Source organism: Bradyrhizobium zhanjiangense (assembly GCF_004114935.1).
Lineage (GTDB): Bacteria > Pseudomonadota > Alphaproteobacteria > Rhizobiales > Xanthobacteraceae > Bradyrhizobium > Bradyrhizobium zhanjiangense.
This window is the reverse complement of sequence record NZ_CP022221.1, coordinates 9,192,860-9,212,860: the sequence shown is the minus strand read 5'-3', so window position 1 is coordinate 9,212,860 and position 20,001 is coordinate 9,192,860. Positions and strand designations below refer to the sequence as shown.

Here is a 20,001-nt window from a genome sequence, read left to right as displayed (position 1 = left end):
GGTTCTAGGAGGATTTTTTCGTGCAAGAGACGGGCGTGCGCAACGGTGCCTTCGGCGCCGACAAATTCGGCTTAAAGAATCTCAAGCAGGTTCACTGGAACCTCGGTGCGCCACAACTCTATCAATACTCGCTCTCAGCAGGCGAGGCGGTGCTGTCCGCCGACGGTGCGCTCTGCGCCGACACCGGCGAGTTCACCGGCCGCAGCCCGAAGGACAAGTTCACGGTGCGTGATGCCACCACCGACAAGAAGATGTGGTGGGCCGGCAACCAGTCGATCACCGCGGAGCAGTTCGAGACGCTCCATCAGGATTTCCTCAAGCACGCCGAAGGCAAGACGCTGTTCGCGCAGGATCTCTATGGCGGCGCCGATCCGGCCTACCGGATCAAGACGCGCGTCTTCACCGAGCTCGCCTGGCACTCGCTGTTCATCCGCACGCTGCTGATCCGCCCCGAGGCCGTCGAGCTGTCGAGCTTCACGCCGGAGCTCACCATCATCGACATGCCGAGCTTCCGCGCCGATCCGAAGCGCCATGGCGTGCGCTCGGAGAACGTCGTCGCGATTGATTTCGCCCGCAAGATCGTCCTGATCGGCGGCTCCTACTACGCCGGCGAGATGAAGAAGTCGGTGTTCACCACGCTGAACTACTATCTGCCCGAGCGCGGCGTGATGCCGATGCACTGCTCGGCCAATGTCGGCGCCAACGACGACACCGCGATCTTCTTCGGGCTATCAGGCACCGGCAAGACCACGCTGTCGGCCGATCCCAACCGCACCCTGATCGGTGACGACGAGCACGGCTGGGGCCCGAACGGCGTGTTCAATTTCGAAGGCGGCTGCTATGCCAAGTGCATCAAGCTGTCGAAGGAAGCCGAGCCCGAGATCTTTGCTGCATCGACGCGCTTCGGCGCGGTGCTCGAGAATTGCGTGCTGGACAAGGACACCCGCGTCGTCGATTTCGACGACGGCTCCAAGACCGAGAACACGCGCTCGGCGTACCCGCTCGACTTCATCCCGAACGCATCGCGCACCGGCCGCGCGCCGCAGCCGAAGAACGTGGTGATGCTTGCCGCCGACGCCTTCGGCGTGCTGCCGCCGATCGCAAAGCTCTCGCCGGCGCAGGCGATGTATCACTTCCTGTCCGGCTACACCGCCAAGGTCGCCGGCACCGAGCGCGGTCTCGGCAACGAGCCGCAACCGGAATTCTCGACCTGCTTCGGCTCGCCCTTCCTGCCGCTCGACCCTAGCGTCTACGGCAATATGCTGCGCGAGCTCATCGCCCGGCACAATGTCGACTGCTGGCTGGTCAACACCGGCTGGACCGGCGGCAAGTATGGTGTCGGCTCCCGCATGCCGATCAAGGTGACGCGCGCGCTGCTCACCGCTGCGCTCGACGGCTCGCTTCGCAACGTCGAATTCCGCACCGACAAATATTTCGGCTTCGCGGTCCCGACCGCCCTGCCGGGCGTGCCGGCTGAGATCCTCAACCCGGTCAACACTTGGAAGGACAAGGACGAGTTCGACAAGACCGCGCGTGCGCTGGTCGGCATGTTCCAGAAGAACTTCGCCAAGTTCGAAGCCCAGGTCGACGCTGAAGTGCGCGCCGCCGCGCCGGACGTGAAGCTAGCGGCGGAGTAGGATCGCAGCGCTTGGAATGCAAAAGGGCGGCCGCAAGGCCGCCCTTTTTGTTTTCCGCGATATCTCTCCACCGCCATTGCGAGCGCAGCGAAGCAATTCAGAATCCTTCCGCGGAGGCAGTCTGGATTGCTTCGCTTCGCTCGCAATGACGAGCCTGCGGGAGCAGCTCACGCCTTGAAATACGCGATCTGCGTCGTGGTCGCGAGCAGTCGTCCGTTCGGTGACCACAGCTCGCCGTTCTGGTCGCCATAGCTCTTGTGGAAGATCTTCGCATCGGCCGTCGCCAGCACGCGCGTGATGTCTTCAGCCGCCAGCTCTTCGGCATCGGTGTGGAAATACGTCGTCAGCGACACCGTGCCGAATGGCACCAGTTCGCGCCGCGCATGGAAGATGCGGCCGAAGAAGGCGTCCGACATCGACATCAGCGACAGCATGTCGAGCTTGCGCGGCGTGCGGTCGCTGATCCAGATCTTCGAATAGGTGCTGGCGGGCTCGGTTTGCGGCGGGCCGATCCGCATCTCGCCCTCGACGAAGCGGAATTCATACTGGTTGGCCCAGGACGCCGCGATCTTCGGGAATGGCAGCGTCTGTTCGAACGGCTTGGCGTCCGGGCACTTCGCCACCCCGTGCTCCCAGGACGGCCGACGCTCGGCGAATACGGCGGTGGCGAGCGTTGCGACCTCGCCGCCGCCTTGGCTGATCTCGACGCTCCAATGCTGGCTGGAGCGGTTGGCCTTCACCAGCCGTAAATCGAGATCGAACGGCCCCTTCGCGATCGGTGCGCAGTAATTGACGGTGAGCGCGAGCGGATCGCCGGCACGTTCGGGATGATCAATCAGCGCGCGCAAAATGGTCGCGGCGGTGGCGCCGCCGAACGGACCGACAAAGGCCCAGTAATCGTCGCTGGTGTGCCCCTGCCAGCTGGAGTCACCGGCGGTGATGCGGGTGGCGTCGTCGAAAGGATGCGGGAGCTTGGCGTGCATTGTGTTCCTCGGTGTCTCCCCGACGGTCATTGCGAGCGCAGCGAAGCAGTCCAGACTGTCCCCGCGGAAAGAATCTGGATTGCTTCGCTGCGCTCGCAATGACGGTGTTTGAAGCTAGGGTGTCCGTATCACTGACGCCAGCTTGGGGATGACGACAATCATATCATCATCCGCCTTGCAAGGTGCAATAACCTCGCAGGTAAGGCCGATTTCACGCTGCGGAAAATCAGCCTGCGACGTCGCGCAGATCTGGCAGCAGCGGCGTGGTCGGATTGACCGGCACGTTCCAGATCTCCTCGGCGTATTCGCGGATGGTGCGGTCGGACGAGAACCACGCCATGCGCGCGACGTTGAGGATGGACGCGCGCGTCCAGGCCGGCGCCACCTGCCAGCGCGCATCGATCGCGCGCTGCGCCTCGTAATAGGAATCGAAATCGGCGCTGACCATGTAATGGTCGAGATGGCGCAGCGCATGCGCGATGGATTCGAAGCGGCCGGGATCGCCGTTTGAGAATTCGCCGGTCCCGATCGCATTGATGGCACGCTGGAGCTTCGGCGAATTGCGGATGACGTCGGATGCATCCAGACCCTGCTTGCGCCGGATCATCACGTCGCCGGCTTCCAGTCCGAAGATCGCGATGTTCTCGGCGCCGACATGGTCGCGGATCTCGATATTGGCGCCGTCGAGCGTGCCGATGGTGATGGCGCCGTTCAGCGCCAGCTTCATGTTGCCGGTGCCGGAAGCTTCCATGCCGGCGGTCGAGATCTGCTCGGACAGGTCGGCTGCGGGAATGATCACTTCGGCCAGGCTGACATTGTAGTCGGGCAGGAAGGCGACCTTGAGCTTGCCGCCGATCGCAGGATCGTTGTTGACGGCCTCGGCGACGTCGTTGATCAGCTTGATGATCAGCTTGGCGTAGCGATAGCTCGCCGCCGCCTTGCCCGCGAAAATCTTCACCCGCGGCACCCAATTGCCGTTGGGATCGTCCTTGATCGCCTGGTACAGCGCGACGGTCTCGATGACGTTGAGGAGCTGGCGCTTATACTCGTGGATGCGCTTGATCTGCACGTCGAACAGTGCGCTCGGGTCGACCTTGATGCCGAGCCGCTCGCCGATCAGCCGCGCCAGCGCCGCCTTGTTGGCGTGCTTGACGGCGCGGAATTTCTTCTGGAATTCGACGTCGCTGGCGCGGGCTTCGATCAGGCTGAGCTGGGTGGGATCGTCGAGCACGGCATCGCCGCAGGTCTCGCGCAACAGATCGGTCAGCTTCGGGTTCGCCAGCATCAGCCAGCGGCGGAAGGTGATGCCGTTGGTCTTGTTGGTGATGCGGCCGGGATAGAGATGGTTGAGATCGTGGAACACGGTCTCGCGCATCAGGTCGGAATGCATCGCCGAGACGCCGTTGATGCGGTGCGAGCCAACGAAGGCGAGCTGGCCCATGCGCACGCGGCGGCCGCTCCTCTCGTCGATCAGCGAGACCGAAGCGCGGAAGTCGATGTCGCCGGGGCAGCGCGCCTCCGCGAGCGCCAGATGCTGCACGTTGATGCGGTAGATGATCTCCAGATGCCGCGGCAACAGCCGCTCGAACAGCTCGACCGGCCAGGTCTCGAGCGCTTCGGGCAGCAGCGTGTGATTGGTGTAGGAGAGTGTGGCGACCGTGATCTTCCAGGCCTCGTCCCAGCGGAAATTGTGCAGGTCGACAAGGATGCGCATCAGTTCGGTGACGGCGAGGCTCGGATGCGTATCGTTGAGCTGCACCGCGACCTTGCCGGCGAGGCTGCGGAGCTGGCCGTCGGAGGCGAGATGCCGTTTCACCAGATCCTGGAGCGAGGCGGAGACGAAGAAATATTCCTGGCGCAGCCGCAGCTCGCGGCCCGCCGGGCTCTCGTCGTTCGGATAGAGGAATTTGCAGATCGCTTCCGCGCGCGCCTGCTCGGCGCTGGCGCTGACATAGTCGCCCTTGTTGAAGGCATCCAGCCTGAGCGGATCGGGCGAGCGCGCCGACCACAGGCGGAGCGCATTGACGTGCTGGCCGCGCCAGCCGACGATCGGCGTGTCATAGGCGATCGCCTGCACGGTCTCGCCCGGGTGCCAGATGGCGCGGTCACGGCCCTTGTCGTCGACATGCTCGACGCCGCCGCCGAAATTCACGTCGTAGATGACCTCCGGCCGCTGCAATTCCCAGGGGTTGCCGAAGCTCAGCCATTCGTCCGGATATTCCTGCTGCCAGCCCTGATTGATGATCTGGCGGAACAGGCCGTAATCGTAGCGGATGCCATAGCCGATCGCGGGGATCGACAGCGTCGCCATGCTTTCCATGAAGCAGGCGGCGAGCCGCCCCAAGCCGCCATTGCCGAGCGCCGCGTCCGGCTCGCATTTGCGCAGCTCTGGCAGAGACACGCCGAGATCGCCGAGCGCGAGCTCGAAGATCTTCAGGAGTCCCATGTTGTTGAGCGCGTCGGTGAAGAGGCGGCCGATCAGGAATTCGAGCGAGAGATAATAGACGCGCTTGCGCCCGGCGTCGTAGCTGCGCTTCTCCGCCGTGAGCCAGCGATGCACGATGCGGTCGCGCAGCGCGAGCGCCGCGGCCTGGTACCAATCGTGCCTGGTCGCCATGCCCGCGTCCTTGCCGATGGCAAGGCGCAGCTTCGCCAGGATCGCACCCTTGATCTCAGCCAGCGCGAGCTCGTCGATGGGCTGGCCGGGGGCGGGATAATTTGGCTGGAACGATTGATCTTGCAAGGTCGTCACTTCCTGGTCGAACGAACACCACTCACCCTACGCGTCATGCCCCTGCACCGGAACCATCGCTGGCGCGGTCGTGCACTGCGTTGATGCAAATTTATGCAAGGAACGGGCCGATTTGGGAACCCGGACCAGCACGGAGAAACACGGATTTGCTGCTACAATGGCGGCCAATTCAGCCATCACTGTGGAGGAGACCCATGAGACCTCTGATGAGACTGCTGATCGAAATCGCCACTGCGACCCTGCTCATTGTCTGCATCAGCGTCTCCACCGCCGCCTCCGCCGCCAGCAAAATGGGCCGCAGCGCCGACGGCCTCAGCTGCGCCGTCTCGCTCCCGCAAAACGCAACGCCAGCAGCCCGCTGTGCCGCCATCAAGCGCCAATGCGGCGGCAAGTTTTATGCGAGTGCGTGCGGAGACAGGCTGATGTCGGCGGTGAATTGAGGGCGTTGGGGCGAGGCGAGTCTGCTTCCGCGCGTCGTCCTGGCGAAAGCCAGGACCCATTACCCCAACTGCTAGATGAGGCCCGCCCGGTCATTCCAATCCGGATTTTCCTGCTCGATCAACTTGATCTTCCAGTCGCGCTTCCAGAACTTCAGTTGCTTCTCGCGTGCGATCGCTTCTTGCGGTGTCGCAAGGGCCTCGACATGGACGAGCCGGACTACCTTGCATCTGTGCACGAACTTGGAGCCTCGCCCCGAGCGACGCAACTCAAACCGCGCGCGTACGTCGTTGGTGACGCCGACGTAAATCGTACCGTGATGACGACTTGCGAGGATATAGACGTAGCTGCCTGTGCTCATGGCTCCAGCTCGCAAAGACAACGCCGACCGGGGTAATGGGTCCTGGCTTTCGCCAGGACGACGTTCTCAACAAGAGCGCCGGAGCATCGGAACAAATTAAGAACACTTTAGCAAGTCTTTGATATATCATTGTGATTCGGCATCTCGCCGACACAATATCTAGCGTCCTTCAGACTTCGCGAGGACTACATGTCCACCATTGCCTTCGATCAATTTGCCCTCACCCGGATCGCCGATTTCGCGCGGTCGCTGTCGCGACTGCATCGGGCGGCGCGGCGTCAGAGGATCGATGACGACCAGTTCGACCGCGAGTTCAACGCGGTGTGCCAGTCGATCTGGGGTTACACCATCGACGACATCAGCGATGAGCTGTTTTCGACTGACGACCATCTGTTCCTCGATACGCTGGACGAAGCGCAAGCGCGCATCTTCGCGGCCGCGCAGGGTTATGACCTCGTCGACGATCAGGGCATGCTGACCGATTGGTGGGGCTTTTGCTGGATGATCCTGGCCGAGAAGCGCGGCCTCCTGACGCCGGAAAACCGTGCCGCTGCGCGCGCGGCGATCGAGGAGAAATATCTGGCGGCGCCGAACGTGATCGGGGTGATCATTGGGAGGTAGCGCAACAATCTCCGTCATTGCTTCGTCGCATCAGCGCAAAATTGCTTTGCAATTTTGTCGCGAGCTCCTCGCAATGACGGCTTTGTTGTAGGCGGGCGCGACTAATCCAATCCCGCCCGCTTCGCCGGCTTCTGCGTCTTCGGCACGGTCACGTCGGGCAACGCCTCGCGCACGATCTCCGCGGCTGGCGCATCCGCCGCCACGGTCTCGGCGCGCACCGGGGCCACCTTCATCTCGCCGAGCCGCGCGCGGACCTGCGCGGTGAGGCCGGGATAGGAGGCAACCGGAGTGAAGTCCGCAGCTTGGTCGTTGCCGACACGGATGCCGGTATAGGCAACGAGGCCGTCGGCGGTCGCAATCACGTCGCCGGCCTTCAGCGATGAATCCAGCGCGAGGTCGACCGGGGCGAGGCCAACTGGCTCGCGCCCGTTGCAGGTGCAGTCGGCGCGCAGCGCCTTGCGATAGGCGAACGCGTTCTCACTGTCGGCGTAGCGCTCGCCGGTCTGCGACGCGGCGCCCTCGATCGAGGAGCCGAAATAGACTTTCGTCGCGCTGGCAGGGCAGAACGCCTGACACATCTGCGCCGGCGAGACGAGCCCGCGCATCAGCGGAAAATATTTGCCGTCGCAGCTGCGCACGCAGAAGGCCGGACCGGAGCCGCCGGCCGCCGCCGAACGGGTCGGCGGCGCATATTGCGGGGTTGCGGCATTCTGCTGGCCGGTGAAGGGATCGGTGTAGGAGCTCGCCTGCTGCGGCACCTCGCGCTGCGGGCGCTGCTGCTGCAGGCCGCCGAAGAAGAAGTCGAACAGGCCTTCGGCCGAAACCGGAGCCGGGGCCGCGAGCAGCGGTGCTGCAAGGCTGGCGGCCACAAGCATCGCGCGACGCCGGCGGCGCGCATGGGACGAGATTGTACGCAACGCTCACTCCACGGACGCTACTGAACCTGGCCGAGACCAGCGAGGTCTTGGCACATGATTCACCATAATGCGGGATGGTAAATGAGCAGTTGAGCGGAGGCGGTTTCAAGTCGAGGCCGTGACCTCTTTGAGGCCGGGCACAGCTTCCGACAGATCGTTGCTTCCGGGCCACGCCCGAGCGTAACGGCCAGGGCTGTTTCGCGGCCTCAAGCCTTCAAGAATTCCGACGCCTTGTAGAGCGAGCGGAACGGCAGGCCGGCCGCGCCGAAGGTGTCGGTGGCGCCTTCCTCGCGGTCGACCATGGTCAGCACCAGCACCACATTGGCGCCGGTCTCGCGCACGGATTCCACCGCCTTCATCGCCGAGCCGCCAGTGGTGGTGACATCCTCGACGATCACGACGCGCTTGCCCGCCAAGGTCTCGCCCTTGGGCAAGCCCTCGATCGCGAGCTTGGCGCCGTGCTCCTTCGGTTTCTTGCGCACGAAGAACGCCGCGATCGGATGGCCCTTGATCCAGGAGATCTGCGCCAGCGCGCCGGCGAGCGGCACCGCGCCCATCTCGAGCCCGCCGATGAAATCGAGCTTGTCGTCTTTCAGCGCCTCGTAAGTGAGCTCGGCGAGCAGCGTCGCGCCCTCGGGGTCGAGCATGGTCGGCTTGAGGTTGAAGTAGAAATCGCTCTTGCGGCCCGACGCGAGCGTCACCTCGCCGCGGCCAAAGGAGCGCCGGCGGATGATTTCGAACAGGCGGGCGCGGGAGGCTGATTTCGACACGACGGTCCCTCGAACAGCGTTTTTGAAGGAGGCGGAATTTATCCGCGACCGCCGCGACATTCCAGAGGGGGCGTCTCCCGTCAACAGGGATCGGCCATCACGGCCCGCCGGTTGTGGGGGTGCAACCTTCTGGAGTAGGTGAGGGCCGAACCTGTCAGGGGGAAGGGAAGCAAGGCATGACCATCGAACTGCACACCTGGAACACACCGAACGGCCGCAAGATCTCGGTCGCGCTGGAGGAGATGGGGCTGCCCTACAAGGTGATCCCGGTGAACATTACCAAGGGCGAGCAGATGGCCCCGGAGTTCCTCAAGCTTTCCCCCAATAACAAGATCCCCGCGATCGTCGATCCCGAGGGTCCCGACGGCAAGCCCGTCAGCATCTTCGAATCCGGCGCGATCCTGCTCTATCTCGGCGAAAAGACCGGAAAATTCCTGCCGAAATCGCTTGCCGCGCGCATCCCCGTCTACGAATGGCTGATGTGGCAGATGGGCGGCTTCGGCCCGATGCCCGGCCAGGTGCATCATTTCATCGCGCTCGAGAACGAACAGGACCGCGCCTATGGCCTGAAGCGCTTCATGGCGGAGACGCGCCGGCTCTATGGCGTGCTCGACCGCCGGCTGGAGGGCCGCGACTTCGTCGCCGGCGAGCTCTCGGTTGCCGATTTCGCCATCCTGGGCTGGGCCTGGCGCCACCCGCGCCACAAGGTCGATCTCGCCGACTTCCCCAACGTCAAGCGCTGGTACGATGCGCTGATGGCGCGGCCCGCGGTAAAGCGGGGGATGGAGGCGAAGCTGGATTGAGGTTGCTCTTTAGAACAGGAGATCCCTCGCCCAATAGGCCAACCGTTCTGCCGCATTATCCTGCCGATTCTTTTGTTGCCTAAGCAACTAATTTGTGCGAACCGTTTCCTGGACAAGGACGACGGCGGAGGAACCGCCGCGTCCGATCTCGGAGGAAACAATGCGCGGCCGGACTGGTGCCGTCGGCAAGTGCCGACGCATGCCTGGACACGAGGAGAGTGGACAGCCGGCGCGCGGCCTGTCAGGGCTCGGTGCCGCCGGTCACCGCGCCGAGATTTTCGTGCAGCCGGCGGAGCAGGTCGATCAGCACCTCGCGCTCGTCCTTGCTAAGGCAGGACAACAGGCGCCGCTCGCGTTCGAGCGCGGCGACGATGACCTTGTCGTGGGTGGCGCGGCCCTTCGCCGTGAGCGAGATCGAATGGGTGCGGCCATCGTTCGGGTCGGTGCGGATCGACACCAGCCCGCGCTTTTCGAGCCCGGCGAGCGTCCGACTCACCGGCCCCTTGTCGAAGCCGATGACGTGGCAGATGCGCGAGGCCGGGATGCCGGGCTCGATCGCCAGCAGCGACATGATCCGCCATTCCGTGACGTTGACGCCAAACTGGCGCTGATAGAACGCGGTCGCGCTGTTCGAGAGCTTGTTGGCGATGAAGGTGACGAACGCCGGGACGTAACGATCGAGATCGAGCGTCGGGCCCGCATCGTTGGGCGCAGGCTTTTGGCGGACTCTGGTCGAAGACGGCGGCATGTCGGGCTTCTGGCTCGCGGCGGGCCGAGAGACCTAAGGGCATGCGCCGCCCTTTCACAAGATCAAAATGAGGGAGGTCTTCCATGACCGCATCCGGCTCCTCCGTATCAGCTGGCGTCGCCGCCGTCCCGCATCTCGACGTCGATCCCTTCGCGATGGATTTTTTCGCCGATCCCTATCCCACGCATGAATTGCTGCGGGAGGCAGGCCCGGTCGTCTATCTCGACAAATGGAACGTGTACGGCGTGGCGCGCTATGCCGAGGTCCATGCCGTGCTGAACGATCCCGCCACGTTCTGCTCCAGCCGTGGCGTCGGCCTCAGTGATTTCAAGAAGGAGACGCCGTGGCGGCCGCCGAGCCTGATCCTGGAGGCCGATCCGCCCGCGCACACCCGCACCCGCGCCGTGCTGTCGAAAGTGCTGTCGCCGACCGTGATGAAGCAGGTGCGCGACCGCTTTGTCGCGGCGGCCGAGGCGCGGGTCGATGCGCTGCTGGAGAAGCGCAGCTTCGATGCGATCGCGGATCTTGCCGAGGCCTATCCGCTCTCGATCTTTCCGGATGCGCTCGGGCTGAAGCCGGAGGGACGCGAGCATCTGATTCCCTATGCGAGCGTGGTGTTCAACGCCTTCGGCCCGCCCAACCAGTTGCGCCAGGAGGCGATCGAACGCTCGGCGCCGCACCAGGCCTATGTCGCCGAGCAGTGCCAGCGCGAGAATCTGGCGCCCGGCGGATTCGGCGCCTGCATCCACGCCCGCGTCGACGACGGCGAGATCTCCGCGACCGAAGCGCCGCTCTTGGTGCGCTCGCTGCTGTCGGCCGGCCTCGACACTACGGTCAACGGCATCGGCGCCGCAGTCTATTGCCTCGCGCGCTTCCCGGATCAATGGCAGCGCCTGCGCGAGGATCTCTCGCTCGCGCGCGCCGCTTTCGAGGAGGCCGTGCGCTTCGAAAGCCCGGTGCAGACCTTCTTCCGCACCACGACGCGGGAAGTCGAGCTCTCCGGCGCGAAGATCGGCGAGGGTGAGAAAGTGCTGATGTTCCTCGCCGCCGCCAACCGCGATCCGCGGCGTTGGGACAAGCCCGACAGCTACGACATCACCCGCCGCACCTCCGGCCATGTCGGCTTCGGCTCCGGCATCCATATGTGCGTCGGCCAGCTCGTCGCCCGCCTCGAAGGCGAGGTGATGCTGATGGCGCTGGCCCGACGCATCGCGAAGATCGAGATCACGGGCGATCCAAAACGCCGCTTCAACAACACGCTGCGCGGGCTCGATAGCCTGCCTGTCACCATCACCCCGGCCTGACGAGGAGTTTTATGCCCGCCATCACCTTCATCCATCCGGACGGCAAGTTCGACCGCGTCGAGACCGGCGATGGCGAGAGCGCCATGCAGGCCGCGACCCGCCACGGCCTCGACGGCATTCTGGCCGAATGCGGCGGCAACGCCATGTGTGCGACCTGTCACGTCTATGTCGACGAGAGCTGGCTGACGCGCCTGCCTGATATGGCGGACGACGAGGATGCGCTGCTCGATGGCACCGCGAGCGAGAGGCTGCCGAACAGCCGGCTGTCCTGTCAGATCCACGTCACGCCCGCGCTCGACGGGCTCGTCGTGAAGCTGCCGGAGCGGCAGGTCTGAAGCTTGAATCGCGCCGGCAACGATCGGCGCGGCAACACATCCAACAGGGGAGGGAAACAATGAAGCATCTGAAGTGGGCGCTCGCACTGGCTGCGAGCCTGGTGACCGGCGCGGCAAGCGCCGAGATATCCGACAATGTCGTGCGCATCGGCGTGCTCAACGACATCTCCGGCATCTTCCAGGACACCAACGGCATGGGCTCGGTCGAGGCCGCGCGCATGGCGGCGGAAGACTTCAACGGCGGCGGCAAAGGCATCAAGGTCGAGATCGTCTATGCCGATCACCAGAACAAGGCCGATGTCGGCAGCGCCATCGCGCGCAAATGGCTCGATGTCGAAGGCGTCGACGCTATTGTCGACGTGCCGAACTCGGCCGTCGGGCTCTCCATCAACACGCTCTTGCGCGACAGCCGCATGACGTTCCTGGCGTCCTCGACCGCAAGCTCCGATCTCACCGGCAAGGCCTGCTCGCCCAACACTATCCAGTGGGTCAACGACACCTGGGCGACTGGTAACACCACGGCAGCGGCGATGGTGTCGCGCGGCGGCAAGGAGTGGTATTTCCTCACGGTCGATTTCGCGCTGGGCAAGGGCATCGAGTCGGAAGCGCAGAAATACATCGGTGCGCATGGCGGCAAGGTGATCGGCTCATCCAAGCATCCGCTCGGCACCTCCGATTTTGCGTCCTTCCTGTTGCAGGCGCAAAGCTCGAAAGCGCAGGTGATCGGCCTTGCCAATGCCGGTGGCGACACCATCAACGCTGTGAAGCAGGCCGCCGAGTTCGGCATCCAGCAGAGCGGCCAGAAGCTGGTCGCCTTCCTGCTCTTCATCAACGACGTTCACGGCATGGGCATCAAGGTCGCGCAAGGGCTCCAGCTCATGGAAGCTTTTTACTGGGACATGAACGATGACACCCGCGCGTTTGCAAAACGCTTCGCGGCGCGTCCGGGCATGAACGGCAAGATGCCGAGCGGCAACCAGGCCGGCGTCTACGCCTCCATGCTCGCTTATCTCAACGCCGTCGCCGCCACCGGCAGCGACAATGCCAAGAACGTCGTGCCCGAGATGAAGAAGTTTAGGGGCAAGGACAAGCTGTTCGGCGACACCATCATCCGCCAGGACGGCCGCGTAGTGCATCCGATGTACCTGTTCGAGGTGAAGAAGCCGGAGGAGTCGAAATATCCGTATGACTATTACAAGCTGGTCTCGACCATCCCAGCGGACCAGGCGTTCCGCCCGCTGGCCGAGGGCGGCTGCGAGCTGGTGAGGTGATTGTAGCCGCGAGCGCGGTCTCCTTCGCCTCTCCCCGCTGCGGGGAGAGGCCGACGCGCGTAGCGCGGCGGGTGAGGGGAGTCGCCGCGAGACAGGTGTCTCTGGGAACGACGATCTTTCAGCAGGTCATTGCGAGCGCAGCGAAGCAATCCAGAGTCTTCCCGCGGAGGGATGCTGGATTGCTTCGCTGCGCTCGCAATGACGATGGGGGAACATCGAAGGATTCAACTCTCACCGTCCCCGCGGAGACTCCCCCCTCACTCCGACCCTCTCCCGTAAGCGGGGAGAGGGAGAAGATCACCCAACCACCTTGCTGCTCCCCTGCGTGATCAGCCGCGCCGCCCGCTGGTCGCGGGAGTAGATCCAGAGCCAGCTGAGCGCGACGCTGAGGCGGTGGCGGAGGCCGATCAGGAAGTAGATGTGGGCGATGCCCCAGATCCACCACGCGATGGTGCCGCGCAGCTTGATGCGGCCGAAGTCGATCACCGCGAGCCGCTTGCCGATCTGCGCGAGGCTGCCGGCGTGCTTGTAGCGGAAGGCGCCCTTCGTCTCGCCACGCAGCCGCGCTCTGATGGTCTCGGCGACATGGCGGCCTTGCTGCTTGGCCGCGGGCGCGATGCCGGGCACCGGCTTGCCCTCCCAGGCGTTGATGTTGACGGTGTCGCCGATCGCAAAGATCTCGGGATGGCCCGGAATCGTCAGGTCGGACTCGACCTGCACGCGCCCGGCGCGATCGCTTGGTGCGCCCAGCCATTCGGCAGCGGGCGAAGCGCGCACGCCGGCGGCCCAGATCCTGGTCTTGGCGTTGAGCCGCGTGCCGCCGAACACCACGCCGTCGCGGTCGATCTCGGTCACGGGTTGCCCCAGCACCACCTCGACGCCGATTTTCTCCAGCGAGGCCTGCGCGTAAGCCGAGAGGTCGTCGGCAAAGCCCGCGAGCACGCGCGGGCCGGCTTCGATCAGCACGACGCGCGCCTTCGTCGTGTCGATGTTGCGGAAATCGCCGGGCAGAGTGTGGTGCGCCATCTCGGCGATGGTGCCGGCGAGCTCGACGCCGGTCGGGCCGGCGCCGACGATGACGAAGGTCAGCCGCGCCGCGCGCCTCTCCGGATCCGTCTCGCGCTCGGCGCGCTCGAATGCCACCAGGATGTGCCGGCGCAGCGTGGTCGCGTCCTCTAACGTCTTCAGGCCGGGCGCGAACTGCTCCCATTCGTCATGGCCGAAATAGGCGTGCCGGGCGCCGGTGGCGAGCACGAGGGTGTCGTAAGGCACCTCGCTGCCGTCGTCGATCAGCACGCAGCGCCTGTCGGTGTCGACGCCGCTCACCGTCGCAAACAGCGTCGTCACCTCGCGCCGGCCCCGCATCAGATGGCGGACCGGCCAGGCGATCTCGCTGGTCGCGAGCGAAGCAGTCGCGACCTGGTAGAGCAGCGGCTGGAACAGATGATGGTTGCGACGGTCGATCAGCGTGATCTCGACCGGCGCGCCCGCGAGCCGGTAGGTCGTCTCCAGCCCGCCAAAGCCGGCTCCGACGATGACGACGCGGTGCGGTGTCGTGGTCATGATGTGCCCCTCGAATCTCGCTGCTCTACCTTCTCATTTAAGTGCGGATTGGGCGCCGCGGTCCAATAGCCGTCATCAATCGCCGCATAGGCCTGGTGTATCGATCCGCCGCGAAAAAGTGCCGCAGCCTTGACCATGCCTTGGCCGAAGTGAGTAGAATTATATTTCTTGCCATCCCCAATTCTGGCGAAATATGGTGCAGGGACGGACGCTGAGCCATTGGCGGCTCGACAGATTTTGCGTTCAATAAAGACTGGCCCGGTGCGGCGATCACCCCGTTTCCGGGATCGATAATCAAGGATGGGAGTGGTTATGAGGACGGCATTCTGGCTGGCGGGCGCAGCGGCGCTGGTGCTGGCAAATCCGGCATTCGCCGGCGACACCATCAAGATCGGCTTCGTCTCGACCTTCAGCGGCCCGACCGCCGTAATCGGCAATGACATGCGCAATTCCTTCGAGCTCGCGCTCGACCATCTCGGCCGCAAGATGGGCGGCAAGCCGGTCGAGGTGATCTACGAGGACGACGGGCAGAAGCCGGATGTCGGCAAGCAGAAGACCGAGAAGCTGGTGCAATCCGACAAGGTCGATTTCATCGTCGGCTACATCTGGTCGAACGTGCTGCTGGCCTCGCTCAAGACCGCGGTCGATTCGCAGACCTTCCTGATCTCGGCCAATGCCGGTCCCTCGCAGCTCGCGGGCGAGCTGTGCTCGCCCTACGTGTTCTCGACCTCCTGGCAGAACGACCAGACCCCGCAGGCGGTCGGCACCTATATGAACCAGAAAGGCGTCAAGTCGGTGTTCCTGATCGGCCCGAACTACGCCGCTGGCAAGGACATGCTGGCCGGCGTCAAGAGCACCTTCAAGGGTCAGGTCGTGGGTGAGGAATACACGGTGTGGCCGAGCCAGCTCGACTTCTCCGCCGAGCTCACCAAGGCCAAGAACTCCAAGGCCGAATCGATCTTCGTGTTCTATCCGGGCGCGGCCGGCGTCCAGTTCCTCAATCAATACGCCCAGGCCGGCATCAAAGCGCAGATTCCGCTCTACACCGCCTTCACGATCGACGAATTGTCGCTGCCGCTGCAGAAGGACAACGCGCTCGGCGTGCCCGGCGCTCAGCAATGGGTCAACGATCTGCCCAACGACGAGAACAAGAAATTCGTCGCCGACTACCGCAAGAAGTATACCGGCCTGCGCCCGACCTTCTACGGCGCGCAGTCCTATGATGCCGCGAACCTGATCAACAGCGCGGTCGTCGCCGTGAAGGGCGACACCTCGAAGAAGGACGCGATGAAGGCCGAAATGGAGAAGGTGAACTTCAAATCGGTGCGCGGCCCGTTCAAATACGGCAACAACCACATCCCAATCCAGAACTTCTACCTGCAGGACGTGGTCAAGGACGCCGACGGCCAGCTCGCACTGAAGACCGTCGCCACCATCGTCGAGCACGATCAGGATCGTTTCCACGACAAGTGCAAGATGAAGTGAGCTGATCTGTTTCCTCTCCCCATCCCCGCTGCTTCTTTCCCTCTCCCCGCTTGCGGGGAGAGGGTAGGGTGAGGGGGAGCCTCCGCGGGGACGGAGACAGTCGAATTCCTCGATGCTTCCCACACCGTCATTGCGAGCCAACGGGTCCGCGCAAAGCGCGGCCCGATGACAGGCTCCGCGAAGCAATCCAGAATCCCTCCGCGGAAAAACTCTGGATTTTCGCTGCGCTCGCAATGACGCGTTGGAAGAGCGTTGCCCCCGATTGTCAGGTGACTCGCTGAGAGTGCCCCTCACCCGCCGCGCTACGCGCGTCGGCTTCTCCCCGCAGGCGGGTAGAGGCGAAGACACCTACGCTCTTGGCACGCTCGACGGGCGCACTTCGCGGGCCTGCGCTGCGAGCCTGATGCCGGCATTGGCCGCGCCAAAGCCCTGATAGTTTCGCCGTTCGACGATCTCGAAGAAGAAGCGCTCGTCGAAGATGTGGGTATAGACCTGGAAGAATTCGCCGTTACCCTCGCGGTCGTAGAGGATGTGGTTGGCGCGCAGTTGCGCCATCAGCTCGGGCGCGAGGTCGTATTTGGCTTCGATGTCGTCGTAGTAATTGTCAGGGATGTCCAGGAAATCCGCGCCCCGCTTGCGCATCTCCGCGACCGTCGCAAAGATGTCCCGGCACGAGAACGCGACGTGCTGCACGCCGGAGCCGAAGAACTCCGAGATGAAGCGCGACGGCAGTGTGCGGTTGGCGGACGAACCGTTGAGCACGAAGCGCAGGCTCTGGTCTGCGTTGATGATGGCCTGGCTCTGCACCAGCCCCCTGGGATCGGCGATCTCCATCTGCGGCAGCCGCGTCAGGTCGAGAATGCCGGTGTAGAACAACAGCCAGGACAGCATCTCGTCATAGGGCATCGATTGCGCGATGTGATCGACCGCCAGCAGTGCATCCGCGCTCGTCTCGCTCGCGACCGGTTCGAAATCGGTATCCCAGTTCTTGCCGGCCTGATCCAGGAAATAGAGCAGGCTGCCTCCGACGCCGTGGATCGCCGGGATCTCCAGCTCGCCCGGCCCGACCGGCTGATAGAAGGTGCGCGCCTTGAGCGCTTCGGCGCGCTGCATGGCAAGGCCCGCATTGTCGACGTCGAGCGCGATCGCACAGACGCCGGGCCCGTGGGTGACGTAATGCGAATGCGCGAAGCCGTCGGTCTCGCAATTGATCACCAGCTCGACCTTGCCCTGCGACCAGCGCTCCACCGCCTTGCTGCGGTGCTTGCCGGTCTTGCGGAAACCGAGCTGCGCGAACAGGCGGGCAAGCTCGCCCGCCTTGGTCTCGTTGACGGCGAATTCGACGAAGCCGGTACCGTAGCTCCCGGCCTTCGGCGCCAGCGGCTCGTGGGCGAGCTTTGGCCAATCTGGTGCGAGCTGGTCCTCGAGCAGGATCAGCGAGCGCAGGCCATCGATCGCGGTCTGCGCCGCCGAACCGGCGCGGAACTGATCGTTGAAGATCTCCAGCGACAGCGGCCCGGCATAGCCGGTCGCCGCGACCGCCGCCATGAACTCGCCGACCGGCAGGTCACCCTGGCCGGGGAAGGAGCGGAAGTGCCGGCTCCAGGAGAGGATGTCGAGCTCGAGCTTTGGCGCGTCCGCAAGCTGCACCAGAAAAATCCTGTCGCCGGGGATCGAGGCCATCGCGCGCGTCGGAAATCCCGGAGCCAGCGCATGAAAACTGTCGAGGATGATGCCGATCGCGGCATGATCGGCGCGGCGCACGATCTCCCACGCATCGCGGTAGTCGTTGACATGGCGTCCCCAGGCCAGCGCCTCGTAGCCGACGCGCAAGCCACGCTTCGCCGCACGCTCGCCGAGCTCGCGAAAATCGTCCGCGGCGCGGTCGATGCCGCCGAGCGAGGCGGGCGAAACGTTGGAGCAGATCAGCAGGAGATCGGTGCCGAGCTCCTGCATCAAATCGAACTTGCGCTCCGCGCGGGCAAAGTTGCGCGAACGCTGCGGCTCCGGCATGCCTTCGAAATCGCGGAACGGCTGGAACGCGCAGATCTCGAGATTGAGATCCTTGCAGAGGCGCGCGACCTCGCGCGGGCTGGCGCCGAACGACAGCAGATCGTTCTCGAAGATCTCGACCGCGTCGAACCCGGCGGCTGCGATGGCGCGGAGCTTCTCGTCCAGTGCGCCGGAGAGGGAAACCGTTGCAATCGAGCGCTTGTTCATGCTGCCTGCTCCATGATCCGGCCCGGCGATACCGTGCGTCCCGTGCGCGCGGCTTCGCTTACGGCTTCCACGACCGCGAGCGTGCCCATCGCATCTTCGACCGAGATCAGCGGTTGCTCGCGGCCCGCGATCACGGCCTGGAAATGTCTGAGCTGCTCGGCGAGCGGATCGTAAGCGGAGAGTGCGACGGGCTCGCGAACCAGGGGCGCGTGCCAGCCGGGATTTTCTGAATACGACCACAGCTCCATGGTCGGCACCGACAGCGAGCCGTTGGTGCCTGCGAAGACGTAACAGGGCTGGTCCTGTCTGGGATAGACCGCGTTCTCGCCCGCCGTCAGCTCCCAGCTCCAGGGTGCCGGCGTTGCATCGGAGACCGTCACCGTTCCGAGCGCACCATTGGCAAAGCGCAGCAGCAGCGCGGCGGTGTCTTCGACCGCAAAGCCACGCACCTTGTTTGACGTCAGCGCCTGCACCTCGGCGATCTCGCCGCAGACGAAGCGGAGATTGTCGATGTCGTGGATCAGATTGATCAGCAGCGGCCCGCCGCCCTGTTCGCGCCGCCAGGCGACCTCGAAGTAATCGTCGGGTTTCTTCAGCAGCCACAGCCCGGCCACGGCGGTGAGCTGGCCGAGCTTGCCGGTCGCGACAGCCTCGCGGGCCGACTTGATGATCGGATTGTGGCGGCGGTGGTGACCGACCAGCATCGGCACGCCGCTGCGCTTGACCGCCTCACAGAGGCGACGTGCCGCTGCGACGCTGTCGGTCACCGGCTTTTCGATCAGCGCCGGCACGCCCGCCGCGGCGCAGTCGAGCGCCATGGGCAGATGCAGCGTGTTCGGCGAGGCGATGATCACCCCGTCCGGCTTCTCCTGCTCCAGCAATGCGCGATGATCGGCATACCAGGGTGTGTTGTGCGCCCGCGCAAAATCGCCAGCGGCCGGCGAAGGATCGGCAATGCCGGCCAGCACGCAATCCGGCGATGCCTCGATCAGCTCGATATGGCGGCGGCCGATCAGGCCCGCGCCGGCAACGGCGATGCGTATCTTGGCGCTCATGCCGCGCTCTCTTCCATGGCACCGCCCAGGAAGAGCTGGCCGATGCGGGGATCGTTCAGAATGCGCTTGGCGTCGTCGATCATGCGGGTCTGGCCGAGCTCGAGCACGATGCCGATGTCGGAAATCTCCAGCGCCGAGCGGGCATTCTGCTCGATCATCAGGATCGTGACGCCGCGGTCGCGCAAGCTTTTGAGAATGTCGAAGGTCTGCTGCACCATCAGCGGCGACAGGCCGATCGAAGGCTCGTCGATCAGCACCAGCTTTGGTTCGAGCAGCAGCGAGCGGGCGATCTCGAGCTGTTTCTGCTCGCCGCCGGAGAGCGTGGAGGCCTGCTGCGTCGATTTCCGCCGCAGCGCCGGGAATAGGTCGAGTGCCGCCTCGATCCGCCTCGGCAGGTCGAGGCCCTTCCCGGCAGCGACGCCGCCGAGCTCGATATTGTGGCGCACGGACAGCTCGGGAAAGATGTTGCGGCCCTGCGGCACGTAGCAGATGCCGGCATTGAGCAGCGCGCGCTGGCTCAAGTTCGTGACGTCGCGGCCAGCAAAGCTGATCTTGCCCTCGCGCAGCTTGAGCAGGCCGAAGATCGCCTTGAACACGGTCGACTTGCCGGCGCCGTTCGGGCCGATGATCGTCGTGATCGTGGCTTGAGGTACGGCGAAGGTCGTGCCGTTCAAAATCGTCATCTTGCCGTAGCCGCCGACGAGATTGTGAACCGAGAGGATCGGGTCGCTCATGGTC

General features: G+C 64.4%; 18 protein-coding genes. 8 read left to right on the top strand and 10 right to left on the bottom strand.

The features are described from left to right. Positions 1-20: 20 nt before the first annotated feature. A complete protein-coding gene (locus XH85_RS44040; RefSeq protein WP_128936933.1) occupies positions 21-1,637 on the top strand; it encodes a phosphoenolpyruvate carboxykinase in 1,617 nt (538 codons plus the stop codon). 167 nt (positions 1,638-1,804) lie between these two features. Here the strand turns inward: XH85_RS44040 and XH85_RS44035 are convergent, their stop codons facing one another. Both XH85_RS44035 and XH85_RS44030 read right to left on the bottom strand, forming a co-directional pair. Further along, positions 1,805-2,620 carry an acyl-CoA thioesterase gene (locus XH85_RS44035; RefSeq protein ID WP_128936932.1) on the bottom strand — a complete coding sequence of 272 codons (816 nt, stop codon included), beginning with the start codon at positions 2,618-2,620 and terminating at the stop codon, positions 1,805-1,807. A gap of 226 nt (positions 2,621-2,846) precedes the next feature. Next, positions 2,847-5,363 carry a glycogen/starch/alpha-glucan phosphorylase gene (locus tag XH85_RS44030; RefSeq protein ID WP_164939676.1) on the bottom strand — a complete coding sequence of 839 codons (2,517 nt, stop codon included), beginning with the start codon at positions 5,361-5,363 and terminating at the stop codon, positions 2,847-2,849. Between the two features lie 215 nt (positions 5,364-5,578). Between XH85_RS44030 and XH85_RS44025 the strand changes: the two genes are divergently transcribed. After that, positions 5,579-5,812, top strand: a complete 234-nt coding sequence (locus tag XH85_RS44025; protein ID WP_245473876.1) for a hypothetical protein — start codon at positions 5,579-5,581, stop codon at positions 5,810-5,812. Between the two features lie 71 nt (positions 5,813-5,883). Here the strand turns inward: XH85_RS44025 and XH85_RS44020 are convergent, their stop codons facing one another. Further along, positions 5,884-6,171, bottom strand: coding sequence for a GIY-YIG nuclease family protein (locus tag XH85_RS44020; RefSeq protein ID WP_128936929.1), 288 nt, complete (start codon positions 6,169-6,171; stop codon positions 5,884-5,886). Between the two features lie 189 nt (positions 6,172-6,360). Between XH85_RS44020 and XH85_RS44015 the strand changes: the two genes are divergently transcribed. Beyond that, positions 6,361-6,792 (top strand): hypothetical protein, encoded by a 432-nt coding sequence (locus tag XH85_RS44015; RefSeq protein ID WP_128936928.1) that lies wholly within the window; start codon positions 6,361-6,363, stop codon positions 6,790-6,792. A gap of 101 nt (positions 6,793-6,893) precedes the next feature. Here the strand turns inward: XH85_RS44015 and XH85_RS44010 are convergent, their stop codons facing one another. Beyond that, positions 6,894-7,667: a DUF2865 domain-containing protein gene (locus XH85_RS44010; RefSeq protein ID WP_128936927.1), complete on the bottom strand. Its 774-nt coding sequence runs from the start codon at positions 7,665-7,667 to the stop codon at positions 6,894-6,896. Positions 7,668-7,915: 248 nt separating this feature from the next. After that, entirely contained in the window at positions 7,916-8,479 is a 564-nt protein-coding gene (pyrE, locus tag XH85_RS44005) for an orotate phosphoribosyltransferase (RefSeq protein ID WP_091885388.1), read from the bottom strand. A 176-nt stretch (positions 8,480-8,655) separates the two neighbouring features. On the opposite strand from pyrE, the gene XH85_RS44000 reads away from it, so the two are divergent. Next, positions 8,656-9,282: a glutathione S-transferase family protein gene (locus tag XH85_RS44000; RefSeq protein WP_128936926.1), complete on the top strand. Its 627-nt coding sequence runs from the start codon at positions 8,656-8,658 to the stop codon at positions 9,280-9,282. Between the two features lie 241 nt (positions 9,283-9,523). Here XH85_RS44000 and XH85_RS43995 read toward each other — a convergent pair whose 3' ends face one another. Beyond that, positions 9,524-10,030, bottom strand: a complete 507-nt coding sequence (locus tag XH85_RS43995; protein WP_128936925.1) for a MarR family winged helix-turn-helix transcriptional regulator — start codon at positions 10,028-10,030, stop codon at positions 9,524-9,526. A gap of 83 nt (positions 10,031-10,113) precedes the next feature. On the opposite strand from XH85_RS43995, the gene XH85_RS43990 reads away from it, so the two are divergent. From XH85_RS43990 to XH85_RS43980, 3 genes are read left to right on the top strand one after another with little or no spacing between them, the layout of a single operon-like run. Continuing rightward, complete coding sequence (locus XH85_RS43990; RefSeq protein ID WP_128936924.1) at positions 10,114-11,334, top strand: cytochrome P450; 1,221 nt, start codon at positions 10,114-10,116, stop codon at positions 11,332-11,334. 11 nt (positions 11,335-11,345) lie between these two features. Then, positions 11,346-11,669 (top strand): 2Fe-2S iron-sulfur cluster-binding protein, encoded by a 324-nt coding sequence (locus XH85_RS43985; RefSeq protein WP_128936923.1) that lies wholly within the window; start codon positions 11,346-11,348, stop codon positions 11,667-11,669. A 59-nt stretch (positions 11,670-11,728) separates the two neighbouring features. Then, positions 11,729-12,940 (top strand): ABC transporter substrate-binding protein, encoded by a 1,212-nt coding sequence (locus XH85_RS43980; RefSeq protein WP_128936922.1) that lies wholly within the window; start codon positions 11,729-11,731, stop codon positions 12,938-12,940. A gap of 297 nt (positions 12,941-13,237) precedes the next feature. On the opposite strand, the gene XH85_RS43975 is transcribed toward XH85_RS43980, so the two are convergent. Then, on the bottom strand, positions 13,238-14,503 hold the full coding sequence (locus XH85_RS43975) for an NAD(P)/FAD-dependent oxidoreductase (RefSeq protein WP_128936921.1): 1,266 nt from the start codon (positions 14,501-14,503) through the stop codon (positions 13,238-13,240). Between the two features lie 312 nt (positions 14,504-14,815). Here XH85_RS43975 and XH85_RS43970 point away from each other — a divergent pair, with 312 nt between their 5' ends. Next, the gene (locus XH85_RS43970) at positions 14,816-15,988 is read left to right on the top strand and encodes an ABC transporter substrate-binding protein (RefSeq protein ID WP_128936920.1); all 1,173 of its coding nucleotides are present in this window, start codon (positions 14,816-14,818) and stop codon (positions 15,986-15,988) included. A 348-nt stretch (positions 15,989-16,336) separates the two neighbouring features. Here XH85_RS43970 and XH85_RS43965 read toward each other — a convergent pair whose 3' ends face one another. From XH85_RS43965 to XH85_RS43955, 3 genes are read right to left on the bottom strand one after another with little or no spacing between them, the layout of a single operon-like run. Beyond that, on the bottom strand, positions 16,337-18,208 hold the full coding sequence (locus XH85_RS43965) for a bifunctional sugar phosphate isomerase/epimerase/4-hydroxyphenylpyruvate dioxygenase family protein (protein WP_128936919.1): 1,872 nt from the start codon (positions 18,206-18,208) through the stop codon (positions 16,337-16,339). Continuing rightward, positions 18,205-19,263 carry a Gfo/Idh/MocA family protein gene (locus tag XH85_RS43960; protein WP_128936918.1) on the bottom strand — a complete coding sequence of 353 codons (1,059 nt, stop codon included), beginning with the start codon at positions 19,261-19,263 and terminating at the stop codon, positions 18,205-18,207. The genes XH85_RS43965 and XH85_RS43960 overlap by 4 nt, the downstream gene beginning before the upstream one ends. Next, positions 19,260-19,997, bottom strand: a complete 738-nt coding sequence (locus XH85_RS43955) for an ABC transporter ATP-binding protein (protein WP_128936917.1) — start codon at positions 19,995-19,997, stop codon at positions 19,260-19,262. Before XH85_RS43955 ends, XH85_RS43960 begins: the two co-directional genes overlap by 4 nt. Positions 19,998-20,001 lie beyond the last annotated feature (4 nt).